Source organism: Pseudomonas sp. NFR09 (assembly GCF_900111535.1).
GTDB classification, from domain to species: Bacteria; Pseudomonadota; Gammaproteobacteria; order Pseudomonadales; family Pseudomonadaceae; genus Aquipseudomonas; species Aquipseudomonas extremorientalis.
The window spans coordinates 115,549-133,744 of sequence record NZ_FOIH01000011.1; the positions used below are offsets into that span (position 1 = coordinate 115,549).

The 18,196-nt window shown below is 61.4% G+C and carries 15 protein-coding genes; 7 read left to right on the forward strand and 8 right to left on the reverse strand.

Going from position 1 to position 18,196, the window contains the following annotated elements:
* Nucleotides 1-58: 58 nt before the first annotated feature.
* Nucleotides 59-292 carry a hypothetical protein gene (locus tag BMX59_RS23400; protein ID WP_010212068.1) on the forward strand — a complete coding sequence of 78 codons (234 nt, stop codon included), beginning with the start codon at nucleotides 59-61 and terminating at the stop codon, nucleotides 290-292.
* A 277-nt stretch (nucleotides 293-569) separates the two neighbouring features.
* On the opposite strand, the gene sulA is transcribed toward BMX59_RS23400, so the two are convergent.
* Together sulA and lexA are read right to left on the reverse strand one after the other, a co-directional pair.
* Nucleotides 570-1,043, reverse strand: a complete 474-nt coding sequence (gene sulA / locus BMX59_RS23405) for an SOS-induced cell division inhibitor SulA (RefSeq protein ID WP_071489010.1) — start codon at nucleotides 1,041-1,043, stop codon at nucleotides 570-572.
* Nucleotides 1,044-1,053: 10 nt separating this feature from the next.
* A complete protein-coding gene (gene lexA / locus BMX59_RS23410) occupies nucleotides 1,054-1,662 on the reverse strand; it encodes a transcriptional repressor LexA (RefSeq protein ID WP_003172575.1) in 609 nt (202 codons plus the stop codon).
* A gap of 263 nt (nucleotides 1,663-1,925) precedes the next feature.
* Between lexA and BMX59_RS23415 the strand changes: the two genes are divergently transcribed.
* A complete protein-coding gene (locus BMX59_RS23415; RefSeq protein ID WP_071489011.1) occupies nucleotides 1,926-2,633 on the forward strand; it encodes a TetR/AcrR family transcriptional regulator in 708 nt (235 codons plus the stop codon).
* Nucleotides 2,634-2,769: 136 nt separating this feature from the next.
* Nucleotides 2,770-3,780, forward strand: coding sequence for a beta-N-acetylhexosaminidase (nagZ, locus tag BMX59_RS23420; protein WP_093126189.1), 1,011 nt, complete (start codon nucleotides 2,770-2,772; stop codon nucleotides 3,778-3,780).
* Nucleotides 3,781-3,874: 94 nt separating this feature from the next.
* Here nagZ and BMX59_RS23425 read toward each other — a convergent pair whose 3' ends face one another.
* From BMX59_RS23425 to mfd, 3 genes are read right to left on the reverse strand one after another with little or no spacing between them, the layout of a single operon-like run.
* Entirely contained in the window at nucleotides 3,875-6,565 is a 2,691-nt protein-coding gene (locus BMX59_RS23425; RefSeq protein WP_093126193.1) for a DEAD/DEAH box helicase, read from the reverse strand.
* A gap of 9 nt (nucleotides 6,566-6,574) precedes the next feature.
* Nucleotides 6,575-7,141, reverse strand: a complete 567-nt coding sequence (locus BMX59_RS23430) for a CsiV family protein (RefSeq protein ID WP_093126197.1) — start codon at nucleotides 7,139-7,141, stop codon at nucleotides 6,575-6,577.
* 11 nt (nucleotides 7,142-7,152) lie between these two features.
* The gene (mfd, locus tag BMX59_RS23435; protein ID WP_071489015.1) at nucleotides 7,153-10,602 is read right to left on the reverse strand and encodes a transcription-repair coupling factor; all 3,450 of its coding nucleotides are present in this window, start codon (nucleotides 10,600-10,602) and stop codon (nucleotides 7,153-7,155) included.
* A 340-nt stretch (nucleotides 10,603-10,942) separates the two neighbouring features.
* On the opposite strand from mfd, the gene BMX59_RS23440 reads away from it, so the two are divergent.
* Nucleotides 10,943-12,406, forward strand: a complete 1,464-nt coding sequence (locus BMX59_RS23440) for a glyceraldehyde-3-phosphate dehydrogenase (RefSeq protein ID WP_092247393.1) — start codon at nucleotides 10,943-10,945, stop codon at nucleotides 12,404-12,406.
* A 171-nt stretch (nucleotides 12,407-12,577) separates the two neighbouring features.
* On the opposite strand, the gene BMX59_RS23445 is transcribed toward BMX59_RS23440, so the two are convergent.
* On the reverse strand, nucleotides 12,578-13,099 hold the full coding sequence (locus BMX59_RS23445) for a chalcone isomerase family protein (protein WP_093126203.1): 522 nt from the start codon (nucleotides 13,097-13,099) through the stop codon (nucleotides 12,578-12,580).
* 260 nt (nucleotides 13,100-13,359) lie between these two features.
* Here BMX59_RS23445 and sthA point away from each other — a divergent pair, with 260 nt between their 5' ends.
* Nucleotides 13,360-14,754: a Si-specific NAD(P)(+) transhydrogenase gene (gene sthA, locus BMX59_RS23450; protein WP_016975273.1), complete on the forward strand. Its 1,395-nt coding sequence runs from the start codon at nucleotides 13,360-13,362 to the stop codon at nucleotides 14,752-14,754.
* Nucleotides 14,755-14,796: 42 nt separating this feature from the next.
* On the opposite strand, the gene BMX59_RS23455 is transcribed toward sthA, so the two are convergent.
* Nucleotides 14,797-15,519 carry a glycerophosphodiester phosphodiesterase gene (locus BMX59_RS23455; RefSeq protein WP_016975274.1) on the reverse strand — a complete coding sequence of 241 codons (723 nt, stop codon included), beginning with the start codon at nucleotides 15,517-15,519 and terminating at the stop codon, nucleotides 14,797-14,799.
* Nucleotides 15,520-15,562: 43 nt separating this feature from the next.
* Nucleotides 15,563-16,147 (reverse strand): PilZ domain-containing protein, encoded by a 585-nt coding sequence (locus BMX59_RS23460; protein ID WP_093126208.1) that lies wholly within the window; start codon nucleotides 16,145-16,147, stop codon nucleotides 15,563-15,565.
* A gap of 94 nt (nucleotides 16,148-16,241) precedes the next feature.
* Here BMX59_RS23460 and BMX59_RS23465 point away from each other — a divergent pair, with 94 nt between their 5' ends.
* Nucleotides 16,242-17,492, forward strand: coding sequence for a lipoprotein-releasing ABC transporter permease subunit (locus BMX59_RS23465; RefSeq protein ID WP_071489019.1), 1,251 nt, complete (start codon nucleotides 16,242-16,244; stop codon nucleotides 17,490-17,492).
* 7 nt (nucleotides 17,493-17,499) lie between these two features.
* Nucleotides 17,500-18,183 (forward strand): lipoprotein-releasing ABC transporter ATP-binding protein LolD, encoded by a 684-nt coding sequence (gene lolD, locus BMX59_RS23470; RefSeq protein WP_017477213.1) that lies wholly within the window; start codon nucleotides 17,500-17,502, stop codon nucleotides 18,181-18,183.
* Nucleotides 18,184-18,196: the final 13 nt, after the last annotated feature.

Consider the following 18,196-nt stretch of genomic DNA (forward strand, 5'->3'; position numbering starts at 1 on the left):
CTGCGAGGCTGGGTGGATGACTGATATAATCCCGGCCTTTCGTGGAGAACAGACTTTTATGCCGACGTCCTTTCTGGAAATTGTTGAGTTGCCTGACGGCCGAATCGAGCTGCGCCGGGCAGAGGACGAAGGTTCTCTGGTCATTCTGGATTTTTCCGAGGATGCCAAGGTGTTCTTGCAGGGCCAGCACGTGGAAGTGGCTAAAGCCATGTTGAGCGTGGGTGTGCAGATGGCAGGTCGCCTGGCAGAAGGCGAACCGGAGAAAGAAGACGGGCCGCGGGTTCTTCATTGAGCCCAGATGACAGGTCGGTTTTTACAATGACCGGGTTTGTTGTGGTGAGTTGGCTTCTGCGTTGAACGGGCTTCTGTGGCGGGCGGGCTTGCTGTGGTGAGCGGGCTTGCCCCGCGTTGGACTGCGAAGCAGTCCTAGATGGATTTAATGCGGTATATCAGGTATTCCACGGTGCCTGGTTTTGGGGCCGCTTCGCAGCCCCGCGCGGGGCAAGCCCGCTCGCCACAGAAGCCCGCTCACAGCAGACGCTCGTATATCACAGGCAAGGCCTGTGATTTCAGCCCAATCGAATATTCAAACTCTGGGCATCGCCCGTACGTGCAGCGCTGATCAGTTGCTGCTTGGCGCTGGCATTCAGCGGGTTCAACCAGCTCACTACCGTATGGCTACGACCCAGGCGCAAGGCTTCGCAGGTCAACTGCTGGGCACTTTGCGTACCGCGTGGTTGAAGCAGCAGGATGCGCTCGCGGTTGAGGCCAGCGTCCCGTAGCCAGGCCTGGGTCAGGCTGGCGGGCGGGGCGATCAGCGTCAGCCAGCGGGCGTCCTGCTCTTCGCTCAATTCGCGAAGGATCGGCGCCAGCAGGCTCAGGCAGCTCCCCGCTGCACCGCGCAACGACAATTCACTGAACGCCTCAGGCTCCGCGCTCCAGGGCGCTTCGATCGTTTCCTTGAGGATGGGCGCAAGGGGTTGGGCCATGAAGGCCTCGAACAGCGACAGTTGTGTGTGTTGTGGGGTGTGGACGAGCTGCATGATGCCTCCTTTAGCGGCGAATGACGCCGACGCTCAAGCCTTCGATCACCAGGTCCTGATCTTTCAGGTTCACTTCAATCGGGGCGAACTCAGGGTTCTCGGCCAGGAGCCAGACCTTGCTGCCTTCGCGCTTGAAGCGTTTGACGGTGACTTCGTCGCCGATACGGGCAACGACGATCTGGCCATTACGGGCTTCGCGGGTGGTGTGGACGGCCAACAGGTCGCCGTCGAAGATGCCCACGTCCTTCATGCTCATGCCATGGACCCGCAACAGGTAGTCGGCGCGCGGATGGAAGAAGGTAGGGTTGATGTTGCAGGACTCCTCGACGTGCTGCTGCGCCAGGATCGGCGCACCGGCGGCGACGCGGCCGATGATCGGCAGGGTCGATTCGTCGGCCTTGGCCTCGAAGCCAGGGATGCGAATACCGCGTGAGGCACCGGGGGTCATCTCGATCGCGCCTTTGCGAGCGAGGGCCTTGAGGTGTTCCTCGGCGGCGTTGGGGGACTTGAAACCCAGTTCCAGCGCAATCTCTGCTCGTGTCGGCGGGTAGCCGTTGTCATCGAGGCAGCGCTTGATAAAAGCCAGAATCTCAGCTTGGCGTGGCGTCAGTTTTAGCATGTTGATCGCTCTGTCTTTTTATACAGTGACTGGGATTATATACAGTGAACTGCGCTTGGCAATCATCCTTTTCCAGCCCTCCGCTGGACGGTCATCCCTGATGCTTCCCACAGGCCCGAGATAGCGCTGCCTACAGATCAATAGAGATGTGATTAAATAGCGATGAAATACATGACTGCCCGGCCGGAAAGCGAACTCGCAGGCTTGACAAGACACACCCTGAAACGTATGTTTCAAACAAGTGTTTGTCAGGCGGAGTAGCCATGGCCCAGTCGGAAACCGTTGAACGCATTCTCGATGCTGCCGAGCAATTGTTCGCGGAAAAAGGATTTGCTGAAACTTCATTGCGGCTGATCACCAGCAAGGCTGGCGTCAACCTCGCAGCAGTGAACTATCATTTCGGCTCGAAAAAAGCCCTGATCCAGGCGGTGTTCTCGCGCTTCCTGGGGCCGTTCTGCGCCAGTCTCGACCGTGAACTCGAGCGTCGCCAGGGCAAGACCGACCACAAGCCGACACTCGAAGAGCTGTTGGAAATCCTCGTTGAACAAGCATTGGTGGTTCAACCGCGCAGCGGCAACGACCTGTCGATCTTCATGCGCCTGCTCGGCCTGGCGTTCAGTCAGAGCCAGGGTCACTTGCGGCGCTATCTGGAGGACATGTACGGCAAGGTATTTCGTCGCTATATGTTGCTGGTCAACGAGGCCGCTCCACGTATTCCACCGATTGAGCTGTTCTGGCGCGTGCACTTCATGCTCGGAGCTGCGGCGTTCAGCATGTCGGGGATCAAGGCGCTGCGGGCGATTGCCGAGACTGATTTCGGCGTCAATACCTCTATTGAACAGGTCATGCGCCTGATGGTGCCGTTCCTGGCCGCCGGTATGCGTGCTGAAACCGGTGTGACCGACCCGACGATGGCTGCCGCCCAATTACGTCCGCGCAGCAAATCCGCGCCAAGCCCCGCCAAGGTTTGAGCCACCCGGGTGTGCGCAGCCGCCTGCATCCGCTAAGCTAGCGGCCCATGCCGAATTCAGCTATTTACTCGCAACCTGTTGTGCTCACTGTGCCTGGTGGGGGCAACGGGTTGTGTGCGTTTTATAAGGAAGGTTTATGACTGCTGCCCTGCAAGGTTCTTTGATGGTCGACGTTGCCGGCACTTGGCTCACGGCCGAGGATCGCCACCTGCTGCGCCAGCCTGAGGTGGGTGGCCTGATCATTTTTGCGCGCAATATCGAGCACCCACGCCAGGTACGCGAGTTGAGTGCGGCGATTCGTGCCGTGCGCCCAGACCTGCTACTGGCGGTCGACCAGGAAGGCGGTCGCGTACAGCGCCTGCGTCAGGGCTTTGTGCGCCTGCCGGCCATGCGTGCCTTGGCGGATAACCCGAATGCAGAGTACCTGGCCGAGCAGTGCGGCTGGATCATGGCCACCGAAGTGCTGGCCGTGGGCCTGGACCTGAGCTTCGCCCCGGTGCTGGACCTGGATTATCAGCGCAGCGCCGTGGTCGGCACCCGTTCCTTCGAGGGCGACCCCGAGCGGGCCGCCGTGCTGGCGGGTGCATTCATCCGTGGGATGAACAGCGCCGGCATGGCCGCCACCGGTAAGCACTTCCCCGGTCACGGCTGGGCCGAGGCCGATTCCCACGTCGCCATTCCCAATGATGAGCGTAGCCTGGAACAGATTCGCGCCAATGACCTGGTGCCTTTCGCACGCCTGAGTAAGCAACTGGCGGCTGTTATGCCCGCGCACGTCATCTACCCGCAAGTCGACACCCATCCAGCCGGCTTCTCGCGCCGCTGGTTGCAGGACATCCTGCGCGGCGAGTTGCAGTTCGATGGGGTGATTTTCAGCGATGACCTGTCCATGGCGGGGGCGCATGTGGTCGGTGATGCTGCCAGCCGCATCGAGGCCGCGTTGACGGCCGGTTGCGACATGGGACTGGTGTGCAATGATCGCGCGGCGGCTGAGTTGGCACTGAGTGCGGCGCAGCGCATGAAGGTTACGCCATCGGTGCGCATTGCGCGCATGCGTGGGCAGGCGGTTGCTTCGACCGAGTACAAGCAGGATCCGCGTTGGTTGGCGGCGCTGACTGCGTTGCGGGATGCTCAGCTGATCGGCTGAACATTGCGTCGAGCCCATCGGGGGCAAGCCCCCTCCCACATGACGACTGCGATCGAATGTGGGAGGGGGCTTGCCCCCGATGGCGATCGAGCTGTCAGCGCTTTTCCTGTTTGTTGGGCAACGGCGCAAACAGCGCTTCTATATCCTCGTTGCCCAACTGCCAATCCCCGGTCGTACGGCCATCCAGCACACCTGCCGCCAGGTCGGACTTTTCCTTTTGCAGGTGCTGGATTTTTTCCTCCACCGTGCCCCGGGCAATCATCTTGTAGACGAACACCGGCTTTTCCTGGCCGATGCGATACGCACGGTCAGTCGCCTGGTTCTCCGTCGCCGGGTTCCACCAGGGGTCGTAGTGGATCACCGTGTCGGCTTCGGTCAGGTTCAAGCCCACACCGCCGGCCTTCAGGCTGATCAGGAAAATCTGCAGTTTGCCGCTCTGGAAATCCTTCACCGGCGTGCGCCGGTCCCGCGTCTGGCCGGTCAACAAGGCGTAGGCAACACCACGCTTTTTCAGCTCGACTTCGATCAGGCTCAACATTGAGGTGAACTGGGAAAACAGCAGGATCCGCCGACCTTCCTCAAACAACTCCTCAAGCATTTCCATCAAGCTATCGAGCTTGCCCGAGCTGCTGCCACGGGCGGGCAGGGTGGCGTCGTTGACCAGGCGCAGGTCGCAGCACACCTGGCGCAGCTTGAGCAGCGCCTCAAGAATGATGATCTGGCTGCGTGCCACGCCCTTGCGGGTGATCTCGTCGCGGACCTTCTTGTCCATGGCCAGGCGCATGGTTTCGTACACGTCGCGCTGGGCCTCGTTGAGGTCGACCCAATGGATGATCTCGGTCTTGGGCGGCAGCTCAGTGGCCACCTGTTCCTTGGTGCGGCGCAACAGGAAGGGTTTGATCCGACCGTTGAGGTGCTGCAGTCGTACGTCGCTGGCGCGCTTTTCGATGGGCACGCGGTAATCGCGGTTGAAGCTTTTTACATCACCCAGCCAGCCCGGCAGCAGGAAGTGGAACAACGACCACAGCTCACCCAGGTGGTTTTCCAATGGCGTACCGCTCAGGCACAGGCGCTGCCGCGCATTCAGTTCGCGTGCCGCCTGGGCCGCCTTGCTGGACGGGTTCTTGATGTACTGGGCTTCATCGAGGATCAGTACATGCAGGGGCAGGGCCTTGAGCTGGTCGATGTCCTTGGGTAGCAGTGCATAGGTGGTCAGCAGCAGGTCATAGTCCTGCAGGTTCGCGAAATGTTTCTTGCGGGCTGCGCCATACAACGCCATCACTTTGAGTTGCGGCGTGAAGTGCGCCGCTTCGTCCAGCCAGTTGGGAATCAGGCTGGTGGGCATCACCACCATGCAGGGGCGATCCAGGCGCCCGGCGTTCTTTTCACTGAGAATATGCGCCAGGGTCTGCAGGGTCTTGCCCAGGCCCATGTCATCCGCAAGTATCCCGCCCACATCAAGCTGGCGCAGCGACTGCATCCAGCTCAAGCCTTCCAGTTGGTACGGACGCAGGGTCGCGTTCAGCCCTTCGGGCGCCACGCAGGTGAAGTCCTTGATGTCCCGCAGGCGTTGGGCGAAGTTGCGGATCTTCTCGCCACCTTCCCATTGCAGCGGCAGGTCTTCCAGCGGGTTAAGGCGGATTGCATCAGCCTTGGCCAGGCGCAGCGTGGTGGTGCCGGCTTCCTGTAGATAAAACTCACCGAGGGTGGCCAGCACCGGTTTCAGTCGGCCATAGGGCAACGCCACTTGTATGGGGCCGTGGCCATTGGGCAGGCCAGGGATATTCACCAGGATCAGCTCATCATCGCGACGCCGCGCCAGCTTCTCCGGGTTGAGTATCTCGGTGTGGGAGCGCATCAGGTTCAGCAGGATCGGCAACAGGCTCAGTCGCTCGCCGTTGACGATGATCCCCAGCTCCAGATCGAACCAATCACGCTCCGGACCTTCATCCACCGTGGCGTACCAGTCATCGACGGCGCTCAGGTCGAAGCCGAAATCATCATCGATCAGCAGCTCCCAGCCTTCGGCCCGCAAGGTCGGCGTGGCATTGAGGGTGAAGGTCAGCCAGGCACTGTCATTGACCATCTCGAACAGTTCCCCGGCGCTCTCAGGCAGGGCCTTGCTCTGGCGCGTAGCGATCTTGAAGCCCAGCAGGCGCAGTTGCTCGCGGTACGGCTGTTCCAACTCGGGATGGCGCTTGATGCGCAGGCTCTGGGTGTCCTGGCGCACGATGATGTCAGTGTTTTTCTGCCCGCTGACATAGTTGCCCAAATAGTTGAACGACAGCGCCGCCCTGTGCTGGATATAGCGCTGCATCTTGCCGTTGCGTGGTTCGAACGCGCTGAACTCCACGCTGGCCATCCACAGGCGCGGCACCGGCACCACATCCTCCATGACCACCTGCGGCAACACCGCGCGGTTTTCCAGGACTGCCTGGAGTTTTTCCAGCAGTTCTGCGTCCTGGGCGGCAGCGGGGAAGGCCAGGGTTTCCTGGACCTTGAGCAATACCGCCGCGATGTGTTTGCAGTTGGTGCGCACCGGGCAAGTGCAGCGGCTGTCCACCAGGATCAACGTGCCTTTGGCCGATTCGCGCAGCGAAATGGTCTGCCGGTAGACGTTGCCGCCTGAGCCTTCGCAACTGGCGATGATGGTGCTGTCGCCGGATTCGACGATGCGCACCCGGTTCTCCAGGGCATAACGCCGCCCGCGCTCAAGGCTCTGCTCTTTAAAGCGATTGGCCCACGAAGGGGCCAGGGGTTTGGTCAGCGACGACGTCAGGGGCATGGCGATGGATCAGTCCTGCAGGTCGGGCGGTGGTGCGCTGGGGGGCTTGGCGGTCAGCGAGGTGATCTTGATCAGCAACGCCAGGTGGCCGCCGTCCAGGTAGTTGAGCTGGTTGTTCTTGGTGCGCACGTCGGTCTGGCTCAGGTGTTCGCTGGCGATCACGCTGCCGTTGGCGTCGAACTGGTTGATCCAGAAGTTCGCATCGATATCGGTAAAACGCCCCAGTTGCAGGCTCAGCACGCCCTCGATGGGGAACTGGCCGAACTGCTCCTGGCCGTCCGTGATGGCGACCTTGACCGGCTGCTCGCCCAGGTTCTGTTCCCAGGCCTTATGCAGCAGCACCGTGTAGGTGGAGTCGGCGCGCAGCTTATCGACGATGTTGGACAGGCGCGGCGGGCTCAGCCGGTCGTCCAGGCGCGCGGCGCCAGCATCCCAGTTTTCCGGGGCGGCGCGGCTGTTGATCACCGGTTCGGCGTTCTGGCGCACCAGGATCATTTCCACCTGGTACGGGCTGTCGGCGAACGCCGCAGGTGCCGCGACCACCAACAACAGGCTCAACATGCGGAACAGGCGCATTCGGGCGTCCTTCAAGCAGGTTTCGGGATGAGGCGCTCGAACAGCGCCTCCAAGGTGTTAAAGCGTTCTTCGGCGCGTTCCATCGGCACCATGAACTTGAACAGCGTAGCCCCTTCGAACTTGTAGCGGTTGGGCTGGCCCTGGATCAGCTTGATCAGCACCAATGGGTCCACGGGGGTCTGCGCCTCGAATTCGATGCGCCCGCCCTGCGGCCCGGCGTCGACCTTCTTGATCCCCAGTTGCTCGGCCTGCAATTTGAGCAGGGTCAGGCGCACCAGGTTCTTGGTCGGCTCGGGCAACAGGCCGAAGCGGTCGATCATCTCGACCTGCAGGTCCTTGAGGCCTTCTTCGTCGGTGGCCGAAGCGATGCGTTTGTACAGGATCAGCCGTGCGTGCACATCCGGCAGGTAGTCCTCGGGAATCAACGCAGGCAAGCGCAGGTTGATCTCCGGGCCGCCGCCCAATGGTTGATCGAGATTCGGTTGCTCACCCTTGCGGATGGCTTTCACCGCACGCTCAAGCATTTCCATATACAGGGTGAAACCCACCGCCTGGATCTGCCCGCTCTGGCCATCGCCCAGCAGTTCGCCGGCGCCACGGATTTCCAGGTCGTTGGTGGCCAGCACAAAACCGGCGCCCAGGTCCTGGGTGTTGGCGATCGCTTCCAGGCGTTTTTCCGCATCGCCGGTGATTTGCTGGCGCGGTGGCGTCAGCAGATAGGCATAGGCCTGGTGGTGGCTGCGTCCGACGCGGCCGCGTAACTGGTGAAGCTGTGCCAGGCCAAACTTGTCGGCGCGCTCGATGATGATGGTGTTGGCGCTCGGCACGTCGATGCCGGTCTCGATGATGGTCGATGCGATCAGCACGTTGAAGCGCTTGTGGTAGAAGTCGCTCATCACTTGCTCGAGTTCGCGCTCGCGCATCTGCCCATGGCCGATGGCGATACGCGCCTCCGGCACCAGCTCGGCCAGGTCGGCGGCGCATTTCTCGATGGTTTTCACATCGTTGTGCAGGTAATAAACCTGCCCGCCGCGCAGCAGTTCGCGCAGCAGCGCTTCCTTGACCGTGCTTTTGTTCTGCTCCATCACGAAGGTGCGCACCGACAGGCGACGTGCCGGCGGCGTGGCGATGATCGACAGGTCGCGCATGCCAGACACCGCCATGTTCAGCGTACGCGGAATCGGCGTGGCGGTGAGGGTGAGGATGTCGACTTCGCTGCGCAGGGCCTTGAGCTGTTCTTTCTGGCGCACACCAAAGCGGTGTTCTTCGTCGATGATCACCAGCCCCAGGTTCTTGATCTTCACGTCATCCGACAGCAGCTTGTGCGTGCCGATAACGATGTCGATCTTGCCTTCGGCCAGGTCGGCGACGGCAGCATTCACTTCCTTGGCTGATTTGAAGCGGCTCATCACTTCGACGGTCACCGGCCAATCGGCAAAGCGGTCGCGGAAGCTGTTGTAGTGCTGTTGGGCGAGCAGGGTGGTGGGCACCAGGATCGCCACCTGTTTGCCGCCATGCACTGCGATGAAGGCGGCGCGCATCGCCACTTCGGTCTTGCCGAAGCCCACGTCGCCGCAGACCAGGCGGTCCATCGGCTTGGGCGCGAGCATGTCGGCGCGCACCGCTTCGATGGTGGTTTGCTGGTCTGGGGTTTCTTCAAAGGCGAAGCCGGCGCTGAAAGTGGCGTAGTCAGCTTTCGGGTCGGCGAACGCATAACCCTCGCGGGCAGCGCGGCGGGCGTAGATGTCGAGCAGCTCGGCGGCGACGTCGCGCACCTGTTCGGCGGCCTTGCGCTTGGCTTTCTGCCAGGTCTCGGAGCCCAGGCGGTGCAACGGCGCCAGGGCGTCGTCGCTGCCGGTGTAGCGGGCGATCAGGTGCAGGTTGGCCACCGGCACGTAGAGCTTGGCGCCCTCGGCGTACTCCATGGTGAGGAATTCGGCGGCCTGGTTGTCGATCTCCAGGGTCTGCAGGCCCAGGTAACGGCCGACGCCATGGTCGATATGCACCACCGGCGCGCCTTCGCGCAGCTCGGTCAGGTTCTTGATCACCGCGTCGTTGTTGGCGTCGGCGCGTTTTTCACGGCGGCGGCGCTGCATCACGCGTTGGCCGAACAGTGGGCTTTCGGCAATCAATGCCAAGGCTGGATCGTCCAGCAGCAGGCCTTCGTCCAGTGGCGCGATGGTGATCGCCAGGCGGTCTTTGCTCGCCACAAAATCCGGCCAGCTGTCGACGGTTTTCGGGCGCAGCTTCAGGCGTTCCAGCAGCTCCAGCAGCACCTCTCGGCGACCCGCGGATTCGGCGGTGAACAGCACGCGGCCCGGAAAGTCACCGAGGAAGTTGGACAGCGCTTCCAACGGTTGCGTGGCTTTGGCCTGGATCGCCAGGTCCGGCAGCATTCCTGCCGGGAAGCGCTCGCGGCCGGCGCCTTTTTCCACATCCTGCTGGCTGGCGACCACGCGTGGCCAGTTTTTCAGGCGGGCGAAGCAGTCTTCTACCGGCAGGAACAACTCGGCGGGCGGCAATAAAGGACGCGATGGATCGACGCGGCGCTCTTCGTAGCGGTTGCGCACATCGTTCCAGAAGTTTTCCGCCGCTTGTTCGATACCGGGCAGCGAGAACACCTGGGTGTCTTGTGGCAGGTAGTCGAACAGGGTGGAGGTTTCGTCGAAGAACAGCGGCAGGTAGTACTCGATACCGGCCGGGGTAATCCCGCTGCTCAGGTCCTGGAAGATCGGGCAGCGGCGGAAGTCCACGTCGAAGCGTTCACGAAAGCGCGCCTTGAAGCGGGTGACCGCGTCTTTTTGCAGCGGGAATTCCCGTGCCGGCAGCAGCTTGATCGAGTCTACTTTGTCGATGGAGCGCTGGTTCTCCGGGTCGAAGGTGCGCAGGGTTTCGATTTCGTCATCGAACAGGTCGATGCGATAGGGCAGTTTGCTGCCCATCGGGAACAGGTCGATCAACGCACCGCGCACCGCGAACTCACCGTGCTCGTATACCGTATCGACGCAACGATAGCCGCTGGCTTCCAGGCGCGTGCGCATCTGCTCCACATCGAGCTTCTGGCCGACATCCAGCACCAGGCTGCTGCCCAGCAGGAACTTGGTCGGCGCCAGGCGATGCAGTGCCGTGGTGATCGGCACCACCAGCACGCCGTGGGCCAGTTCCGGCAGGCGGTACAGGCTGGCGATGCGCTGGGAGATGATGTCCTGGTGCGGCGAGAACAGGTCGTAGGGCAAGGTTTCCCAGTCGGGGAAATGCAGCACCGGCAAATCGGGGGCGAAGAAGCTCAGCTCCTGCTCCAACCGTTCGGCGCTTTGGCTGTCGGCGGTGAGCAGCAGGGTAAAGCGCTTGGCTGCGCTGGCAGCCTCGGCGATGGCCAGGCTCAGGGCGGCACCGGGCAGGTTGCCCCAATGCTGTTTACCTGCCTCGGCAGGGAGTAGCGGTAGACGCAGAACGGGCACGGAAGGTTGAGCTCCAAGCGTTGCGACAAAGTCGGTAATTGTAACGGCCCAAGGTGCCGCCTGTCAGTTTCTGACTGAGCCTATTACGGTTTGCGGGAAATGTAGTGGCTAAGACAAACAATGGCGCGTTTTGACTCAATATGTAGTGCCGAAATACGCGATTGTTTAGGAGGGTTACGGACAAGTTGGCCTGCTCTCCCAACTGGTGGCCTTCTGGAACCCGCGTATTTACTGGGCTGTAGCGGGGCGGTATTTTTTGGCAAGGGGTTTTTGTTGTGGCGCGCGCATTGCTCCGAGGGCGGTCGGGCGGCATAATGTAGCCCCTTTTTTCAGCCCCTACATGTGGAAGGTTCCCGTGACTCAGAAGCCCGACCAGTGTCTTGGTGAATGGATCGACCGTGAAGCACTCGCAGAAGCGATGATCCCGCTTATCGGTCAGCTGTACCGCAATAACAATGTGGTGAGCTCGATCTATGGCCGCAGCCTGATCAACCAGTCCGTCATCGCGATTCTCAAAGCGCACCGCTTTGCACGCCATCGCTCTGCGGACGACAGCGAACTCTCCGTCCACGAAACATTCCCACTGCTTAAAGCCATGAGCGAGCTCAAGCTCGGCGCGGCCTCGGTAGACCTGGGCAAGCTGGCCTACAAATTCCGCAAGGAAGGCGCCGGCCGTACCGCCGAGCAGTTCGTGCGTGAAGAAATGGCCGATGTGGTTGGCCAGCAAAATGCCGCGGCCCGCAAAGGCACCGACGTGGTGCTGTACGGCTTCGGTCGTATCGGCCGCCTGCTGGCACGCATCCTGATCGAAAAAACCGGTGGCGGCGACGGCCTGCGCCTGCGTGCCATCGTGGTGCGCAAGGGCGCCGAGAACGACCTGACCAAGCGTGCAAGCCTGCTGCGTCGCGATTCGGTACACGGTCCTTTCAACGGCACCATCGTCATCGATGAAGAAAACAACACCATCACCGCCAACGGTAACCTGATCCAGGTGATCTACGCGAAGAACCCGTCCGAGGTGGATTACACCCAGTACGGCATCAAGGACGCCCTGCTGGTGGACAACACCGGTGTATGGCGTGACGCCGAGGGCCTGGGCCAGCACCTGGCCTGCCCGGGTATCGACCGCGTTGTGCTGACCGCGCCTGGCAAGGGCAAGCTGAAGAACATCGTTCACGGCATCAACCACGCTGAAATCACCGCTGACGACAAGATCGTGTCCGCCGCGTCCTGCACCACCAACGCCATCGTGCCGGTGCTGAAGGCGGTGAATGACAAGTTCGGCATCGTCAACGGCCACGTCGAGACGGTTCACTCGTACACCAACGACCAGAACCTGATCGACAACTTCCACAAGGGCGATCGCCGTGGCCGTAGCGCCGCGTTGAACATGGTGATCACCGAGACAGGTGCTGCCACCGCTGCAGCCAAGGCCCTGCCTGAGCTGGCCGGCAAGCTGACCGGTAACGCGATCCGCGTGCCGACGCCGAACGTGTCCATGGCCATCCTCAACCTGAACCTTGAGAAAGCCGCCACCCGTGAAGAGATGAACGAGTACCTGCGCTACATGGCGCTGCACTCGGACCTGCACAAGCAGATCGACTTCGTCAACTCGCAGGAAGTGGTCTCCACCGACTTCGTAGGCTCGCGCCACGCCGGTGTGGTAGACGCCGAAGCGACCATTACCCAGGACAACCGCGTTGTCCTGTACGTGTGGTACGACAACGAGTTCGGCTACAGCTGCCAGGTGGTTCGCGTGATGGAAGACATGGCTGGGGTCAACCCGCCGGCGTTCCCGCGTTAAGCATTTGCGTTGAATGAAAAGCCCCGACTGGTTCGGGGCTTTTTTGTGGCTGGAAGGGCCTCATCGGGGGCAAGCCCCCTCCCACATTTAAACCGCATTCCTGCAGGGTGAATGCGGTCCAGTGTGGGAGGGGGCTTGCCCCGATGACGTCAGTCCAGACAATACACGCCTTCATTCCAGCAACCTCTCCGACAAGCCCTTGGGCGCTAACCAGATCCCCAGGTAAGCCTTCGCCAGCTCATTGTCGCTGCTGCTGAACAACACTTCGCCATTGATTTCCAGGTCCAAGCCGCGTCCGGGTCGAAAATCCAGTGCGTAGCGATCACCGCTATGGATGTTGCGAAAGACGGCATGCAGTTTGTCCACTTCGGATTTCAAGCGGTCGCTGATGTGCTGGCGCGCCAGTGTGGTGTTGGCGGCCTTGATCACGTCGTTGCGGTCGATGTCGCGAAAGTAATACAGCGTCAGGCGCAGTGCTGCCTGTTGGTCCCAGGCCTGCTTGGCGTTCAAATCCGGCGGGGCGTACAGCGCGGCCGCATACACATCCGCCCAGAGGTACGTGAGCACCGTCTGGTTTTTCAGCACCAATGCCTGGGAGTGTGTCGGAAAGTCGGCTTGCCTGAGTCGATTCGGCTCATTGGCCTGTGCGGCGATCGACAACATCAGCATTAAACCGAAAACCAGATGCCGCATAATGGCGCGTCCCGAAAAGATCCGTGGCTACAGGTTAATTCATTTTCCGGCAGCGACAGGGTTCAGGGATAATCTGCGCTGTGTAGTAAAGGCATTGCTGGCCTACGACGCGACCAAGGGTTAATGTTCGCGGCGTTGAGCCTTATATAGACTGTGCCCCGGTTCACACACTTGAGCCAAATTGTCCTTCATGACCGCTGGCCGCGGCATGATTTAGCCAGGCGTCCAACCGTACGCCTGGCCTGTTCTGAGGAGTACGCATGGCTGTCTACAACTACGACGTGGTGGTACTGGGTTCCGGCCCGGCTGGAGAAGGTGCGGCGATGAACGCTGCCAAAGCTGGGCGCAAGGTGGCGATGGTCGATAGCCGTCGCCAGGTCGGCGGTAACTGCACCCACCTGGGTACCATCCCGTCCAAGGCGTTGCGTCACTCCGTGCGCCAGATCATGCAATTCAACACCAACCCGATGTTCCGGGCCATTGGTGAACCACGCTGGTTCTCGTTCCCGGACGTGCTGAAAAGCGCCGAGAAAGTCATCTCCAAGCAAGTCGCGTCGCGTACCGGCTACTACGCCCGTAACCGCGTCGACCTGTTCTTCGGCACCGGCAGCTTTGCCGACGAGCAAACCATCGAAGTGGTCTGCCCCAACGGCGTGGTCGAAAAGCTGGTGGCCAAGCACATCATCATCGCCACCGGTTCGCGCCCGTATCGCCCGGCGGACATCGATTTCCACCACCCGCGTATCTACGATAGCGACACCATCCTGAGCCTGGGCCACACCCCGCGCAAACTGATCATCTACGGCGCCGGCGTGATCGGCTGTGAATACGCGTCGATCTTCAGCGGCCTGGGCGTACTGGTGGAGTTGGTGGACAACCGCGACCAGTTGCTGAGCTTCCTCGACTCGGAAATCTCCCAGGCGTTGAGCTACCACTTCAGCAACAACAACATCACTGTACGCCACAACGAAGAGTACGAGCGCGTCGAAGGCCTGGACAACGGCGTGATCCTGCACCTCAAGTCCGGCAAGAAGATCAAGGCCGACGCCTTGCTGTGGTGCAACGGCCGTACCGGCAACACCGACAAGCTGGGCATGGAAAACATCGGGGTCAAGGTCAACAGCCGTGGCCAGATCGAAGTGGACGAGAACTACCGCACCTGCGTGGCGAACATCTACGGTGCCGGTGACGTGATCGGCTGGCCGAGCCTGGCCAGTGCCGCCCATGACCAGGGCCGTTCGGCGGCAGGCAGCATTGTCGACAATGGCAGTTGGCGCTACGTGAACGACGTGCCGACCGGGATCTACACCATTCCCGAGATCAGCTCGATCGGCAAGAACGAACACGAACTGACCAAGGCCAAGGTGCCTTACGAAGTGGGCAAGGCGTTCTTCAAGAGCATGGCGCGTGCGCAGATCGCCGGCGAGCCGCAAGGCATGCTGAAGATTCTGTTTCACCGTGAAACCCTTGAGGTACTCGGCGTGCATTGCTTCGGCTACCAGGCGTCGGAGATCGTGCACATCGGCCAGGCGATCATGAACCAGCCGGGCGAGCTCAATACCCTCAAGTACTTCGTCAACACCACGTTCAACTACCCGACCATGGCCGAAGCCTATCGGGTAGCGGCCTACGACGGCCTCAACCGGCTTTTTTGAGCGGCTCCGGCCGGTGGCCTGAGCCGGCCGGGGAGACCGATTTCAGTAATTCCCGAGGGTGGCAGTGGCCAAACCGGGAAAGTCTGTAATCAGGCTATCTACGCCGAAGTCGGCGAGCCTGCGCATCAGCGCGGGTTCGTTGACCGTCCACACGGACACGTGCAAGCCCTGGCGCTGGGCTTTTTCCAGTCGCTCAGGGGTGCACAGCGTCCAGTTCAACGCCAGGATCTCACAGCCATAGTTCTGCGCGACCTTCAGCGGGTCGAGCCAGGCGTATTCGGCAACCAGGCCGCGTGACAGGTCCGGGGTGAGCTCAACCGCAGCTTTCAACACTTCCCGCGAACTTGAGGTGACGGTGACTTTGTCCATCAGGCCAAAGCGCACGGCCATTTCACGGATCGCCAGCACAGTCGTTGCGGCGCGGGTGCGCGAGGCGCTTTTGACTTCCAGTTGCCAGTGATCGAAGTCGCATTTCTCGAACAGCTCTTCCAGGCGCGGGATCGGGCAGGGCTTGACCCAGCCCGGGCCGCCTTTGCGCGCATCCATCTTCACCAGGTCGGCCGCCGAATACTCGACGACTTTGCCGCGCCGGTCGGCGGTGCGCTTGAGGGTCGGGTCGTGGATGACCATCAACTCGCCGTCCATGGACAGGTGCAAGTCCAGTTCGCAGCGGCGTACGCCGTGCTTGAGGCATTCCTGGAAGCTGGTCAGGGTGTTTTCCGGTGCTTCGCCTTTGGCACCGCGGTGGCCGTAAATCAGGGTCACAGTTGCTCCTATGCGCCAGGTCTGCTGGCGGGGTAATACGAATTCAGGTGTCCTGGGCGTCGCTCTGTTCCCGCGCCAGGCGCCGTTCCTGCGCCTGTTTCTGCAGGATATAGCGCGCCAGCAATTGGCGTTGGGCGTCGGTCATGGCTTCGAATTCCGTGCCCACGTCAAAACCTGTGCCCTTGGGATCGCAATGGGTGACGCGGGCGCGCAGCAGCAGGCCAAGCGCCTGGGGCATCAGCACCAGCTTGACCGCCAGGTGCGCACCGGGCGACAGGGCCGTGGGGTGTTGGAAGTCGATACCGCCTTCGGAAATGATCACCGGCTGCGGCGCGCCGACTTCATCCAGCAGGCCGCGCGCCATGATCTGGCTGAGCAGGTCCAGGCGTTTGTTCTGTACTTTGAGGAAGGCGGCCAGGCTGCGATCTTTCTCATTGATCTGGCGCAACAGGTGCTGGGCCTCGAATTCGCTCAGGTGCAGTTCGCTGAGCAGATTGAACAGCGGCGAATCATCCAGCAACACTTCCTTGCTCGCCGCCTCGGGGGCAGACAGGCTTTTGATTTGGAGTGCGATCATGTCGGCGATACGGTAGTATTCGCGGCGCTCTTCTTCATCTAATGTCGACATGGCGAACCCCAAGTAGCGTTAATGGTCTGAGTGTAAAGCTGCTTACCAGACCCCGCCACCGGGACGTCTTCTTTTCCTCCGAACAAGCCCCGACATGTTCAGACCTCTCTTCGTATTTATCGGCACGCGTTATACCCGTGCAAAGCGTCGCAATCATTTTGTGTCGTTCATTTCCTTGACCTCGATGATCGGGCTCGCCTTGGGCGTGGTCGTGATGATCGTGGTGCTGTCGGTGATGAATGGCTTCGATCATGAGATGCGCACCCGCGTGCTGGGCATGGTGCCCCACGCCACCATCGAGGGCGATGCGCCCATCAGCGACTGGCAAAGCCTGGCCGCCAAGGTCAAGCAGAACCCCAAGGTACTGGCCGTTGCGCCGTTTACCCAGATGCAAGGGTTGCTGACCAACGACGGCAAGGTGCAGAAGATCCTGCTCAATGGCATCGACCCGGCCCAGGAACGTAATGTGTCGATCATCGACAAGTTCATGTTGTCGGGCAAACTCGATGACCTGGCGCCCGGCGAGTTCGGCATCGTGATCGGCGACAAGGCGGCGGCCAAGCTGGGCGTGGGCCTGGGCGACAAACTGACCTTCGTCGCGCCGGAAGTCACCGTGACCCCGGCCGGCATGTTCCCGCGCATGAAGCGCTTTACCGTGGTGGGCACCTTCCACGTCGGCGCCGGCGAGATCGACGGCTACCTCGGCCTGACCAACCTTACCGACCTGGCCCGCCTGCACCGCTGGCAGCCGGACCAGGTGCAGGGCCTGCGCCTGAAGTTCAACGACCTGTTCGACGCACCGCGCACCTCGTGGGAAATCGCCCAGCATTTGGGCGACAGCCAGTACTACGCCCGCGACTGGACGCGTACCCACGGCAACCTCTACCAGGCCATCCGCATGGAAAAAGCCATGATCGGCCTGCTGTTGCTGCTGATCGTCGCCGTGGCCGCCTTCAATATCATCTCCACGCTGGTGATGGTGGTGAACGACAAGAAGGGCGATATCGCCATCCTGCGCACACTCGGTGCCACGCCGGGGCAGATCATGGCGATCTTCATGGTGCAGGGCACCGTGATCGGCGTGGTCGGGACCTTGATCGGCACGGCGGTCGGCATTCTGGCCGCGCTGAACGTGAGTGCCGCCATCGCCGGCCTCGAAACCCTGATCGGTCACAAGTTTCTCAACGCCGACGTCTACTTCATCGACTACTTGCCGTCCCAGGTGCAGGCCCAGGACGTGTTGATGGTAGGCGGCGCGGCGTTGGTCCTGAGTTTCCTTGCCACCCTGTATCCAGCCTGGCGCGCGGCGCGTACCCAGCCAGCACAGGCCTTACGTTATGAGTGAATCGGGCATGAGTGAAAAAGCAATCCTGAGCTGCCGCAACCTGGGCAAATCCTATGAGGAAGGTCCGGAGTCGGTGGTGGTGTTGTCCAACTTGCAACTTGAGCTGCACCCGGGCGAGCGCGTGGCGATCGTCGGCAGTTCCGGTTCCGGCAAAAGTACCTTGCTGAACCTGCTGGGCGGCCTGGATACGCCGTCCCAGGGCAGCGTATGGCTGGCCGGTGAAGAACTCTCGGCCCTCGGCGAAAAGGCCCGTGGCCAACTGCGCAACCGTTCGCTCGGTTTTGTGTACCAGTTCCACCACCTGTTGCCGGAATTCACCGCCCTGGAAAACGTGTGCATGCCGCTGCTGATCGGCAAGACCGCGATCCCGGAAGCCCGCCAGCGCGCCAAGGCCCTGCTGGAGCGCGTCGGCCTCGGTCATCGCCTGGAGCACAAGCCGGCCGAACTGTCCGGCGGCGAGCGCCAGCGTGTGGCAATCGCCCGTGCCCTGGTGAACAACCCGGGCCTGGTGATGCTCGACGAGCCTACCGGCAACCTTGACTCCCACACGGCCCAGGGCATCAAGGACTTGATGCTGGAACTGAGCACCCAGATGCGCACTGCGTTCCTGGTGGTGACCCATGACATGAGCATGGCCCGCCAGATGGACCGCGTGCTGCACCTGCAGGAAGGTCACCTGGTCGCCATCTGACCCGTTTCAAGCC

Bases quoted from the DNA above. Each gene is read 5' to 3' on its own strand.
- BMX59_RS23400 (WP_010212068.1), top strand. From the start codon at position 59: ATGCCGACGTCCTTTCTGGAAATTGTTGAGTTGCCTGACGGCCGAATC.
- sulA (WP_071489010.1), bottom strand. From the start codon at position 1,043: ATGCAGCTCGTCCACACCCCACAACACACACAACTGTCGCTGTTCGAG.
- lexA (WP_003172575.1), bottom strand. From the start codon at position 1,662: ATGCTAAAACTGACGCCACGCCAAGCTGAGATTCTGGCTTTTATCAAG.
- BMX59_RS23415 (WP_071489011.1), top strand. From the start codon at position 1,926: ATGGCCCAGTCGGAAACCGTTGAACGCATTCTCGATGCTGCCGAGCAA.
- nagZ (WP_093126189.1), top strand. From the start codon at position 2,770: ATGACTGCTGCCCTGCAAGGTTCTTTGATGGTCGACGTTGCCGGCACT.
- BMX59_RS23425 (WP_093126193.1), bottom strand. From the start codon at position 6,565: ATGCCCCTGACGTCGTCGCTGACCAAACCCCTGGCCCCTTCGTGGGCC.
- BMX59_RS23430 (WP_093126197.1), bottom strand. From the start codon at position 7,141: ATGCGCCTGTTCCGCATGTTGAGCCTGTTGTTGGTGGTCGCGGCACCT.
- BMX59_RS23440 (WP_092247393.1), top strand. From the start codon at position 10,943: ATGTGGAAGGTTCCCGTGACTCAGAAGCCCGACCAGTGTCTTGGTGAA.
- BMX59_RS23445 (WP_093126203.1), bottom strand. From the start codon at position 13,099: ATGCGGCATCTGGTTTTCGGTTTAATGCTGATGTTGTCGATCGCCGCA.
- sthA (WP_016975273.1), top strand. From the start codon at position 13,360: ATGGCTGTCTACAACTACGACGTGGTGGTACTGGGTTCCGGCCCGGCT.
- BMX59_RS23460 (WP_093126208.1), bottom strand. From the start codon at position 16,147: ATGTCGACATTAGATGAAGAAGAGCGCCGCGAATACTACCGTATCGCC.
- BMX59_RS23465 (WP_071489019.1), top strand. From the start codon at position 16,242: ATGTTCAGACCTCTCTTCGTATTTATCGGCACGCGTTATACCCGTGCA.
- lolD (WP_017477213.1), top strand. From the start codon at position 17,500: ATGAGTGAAAAAGCAATCCTGAGCTGCCGCAACCTGGGCAAATCCTAT.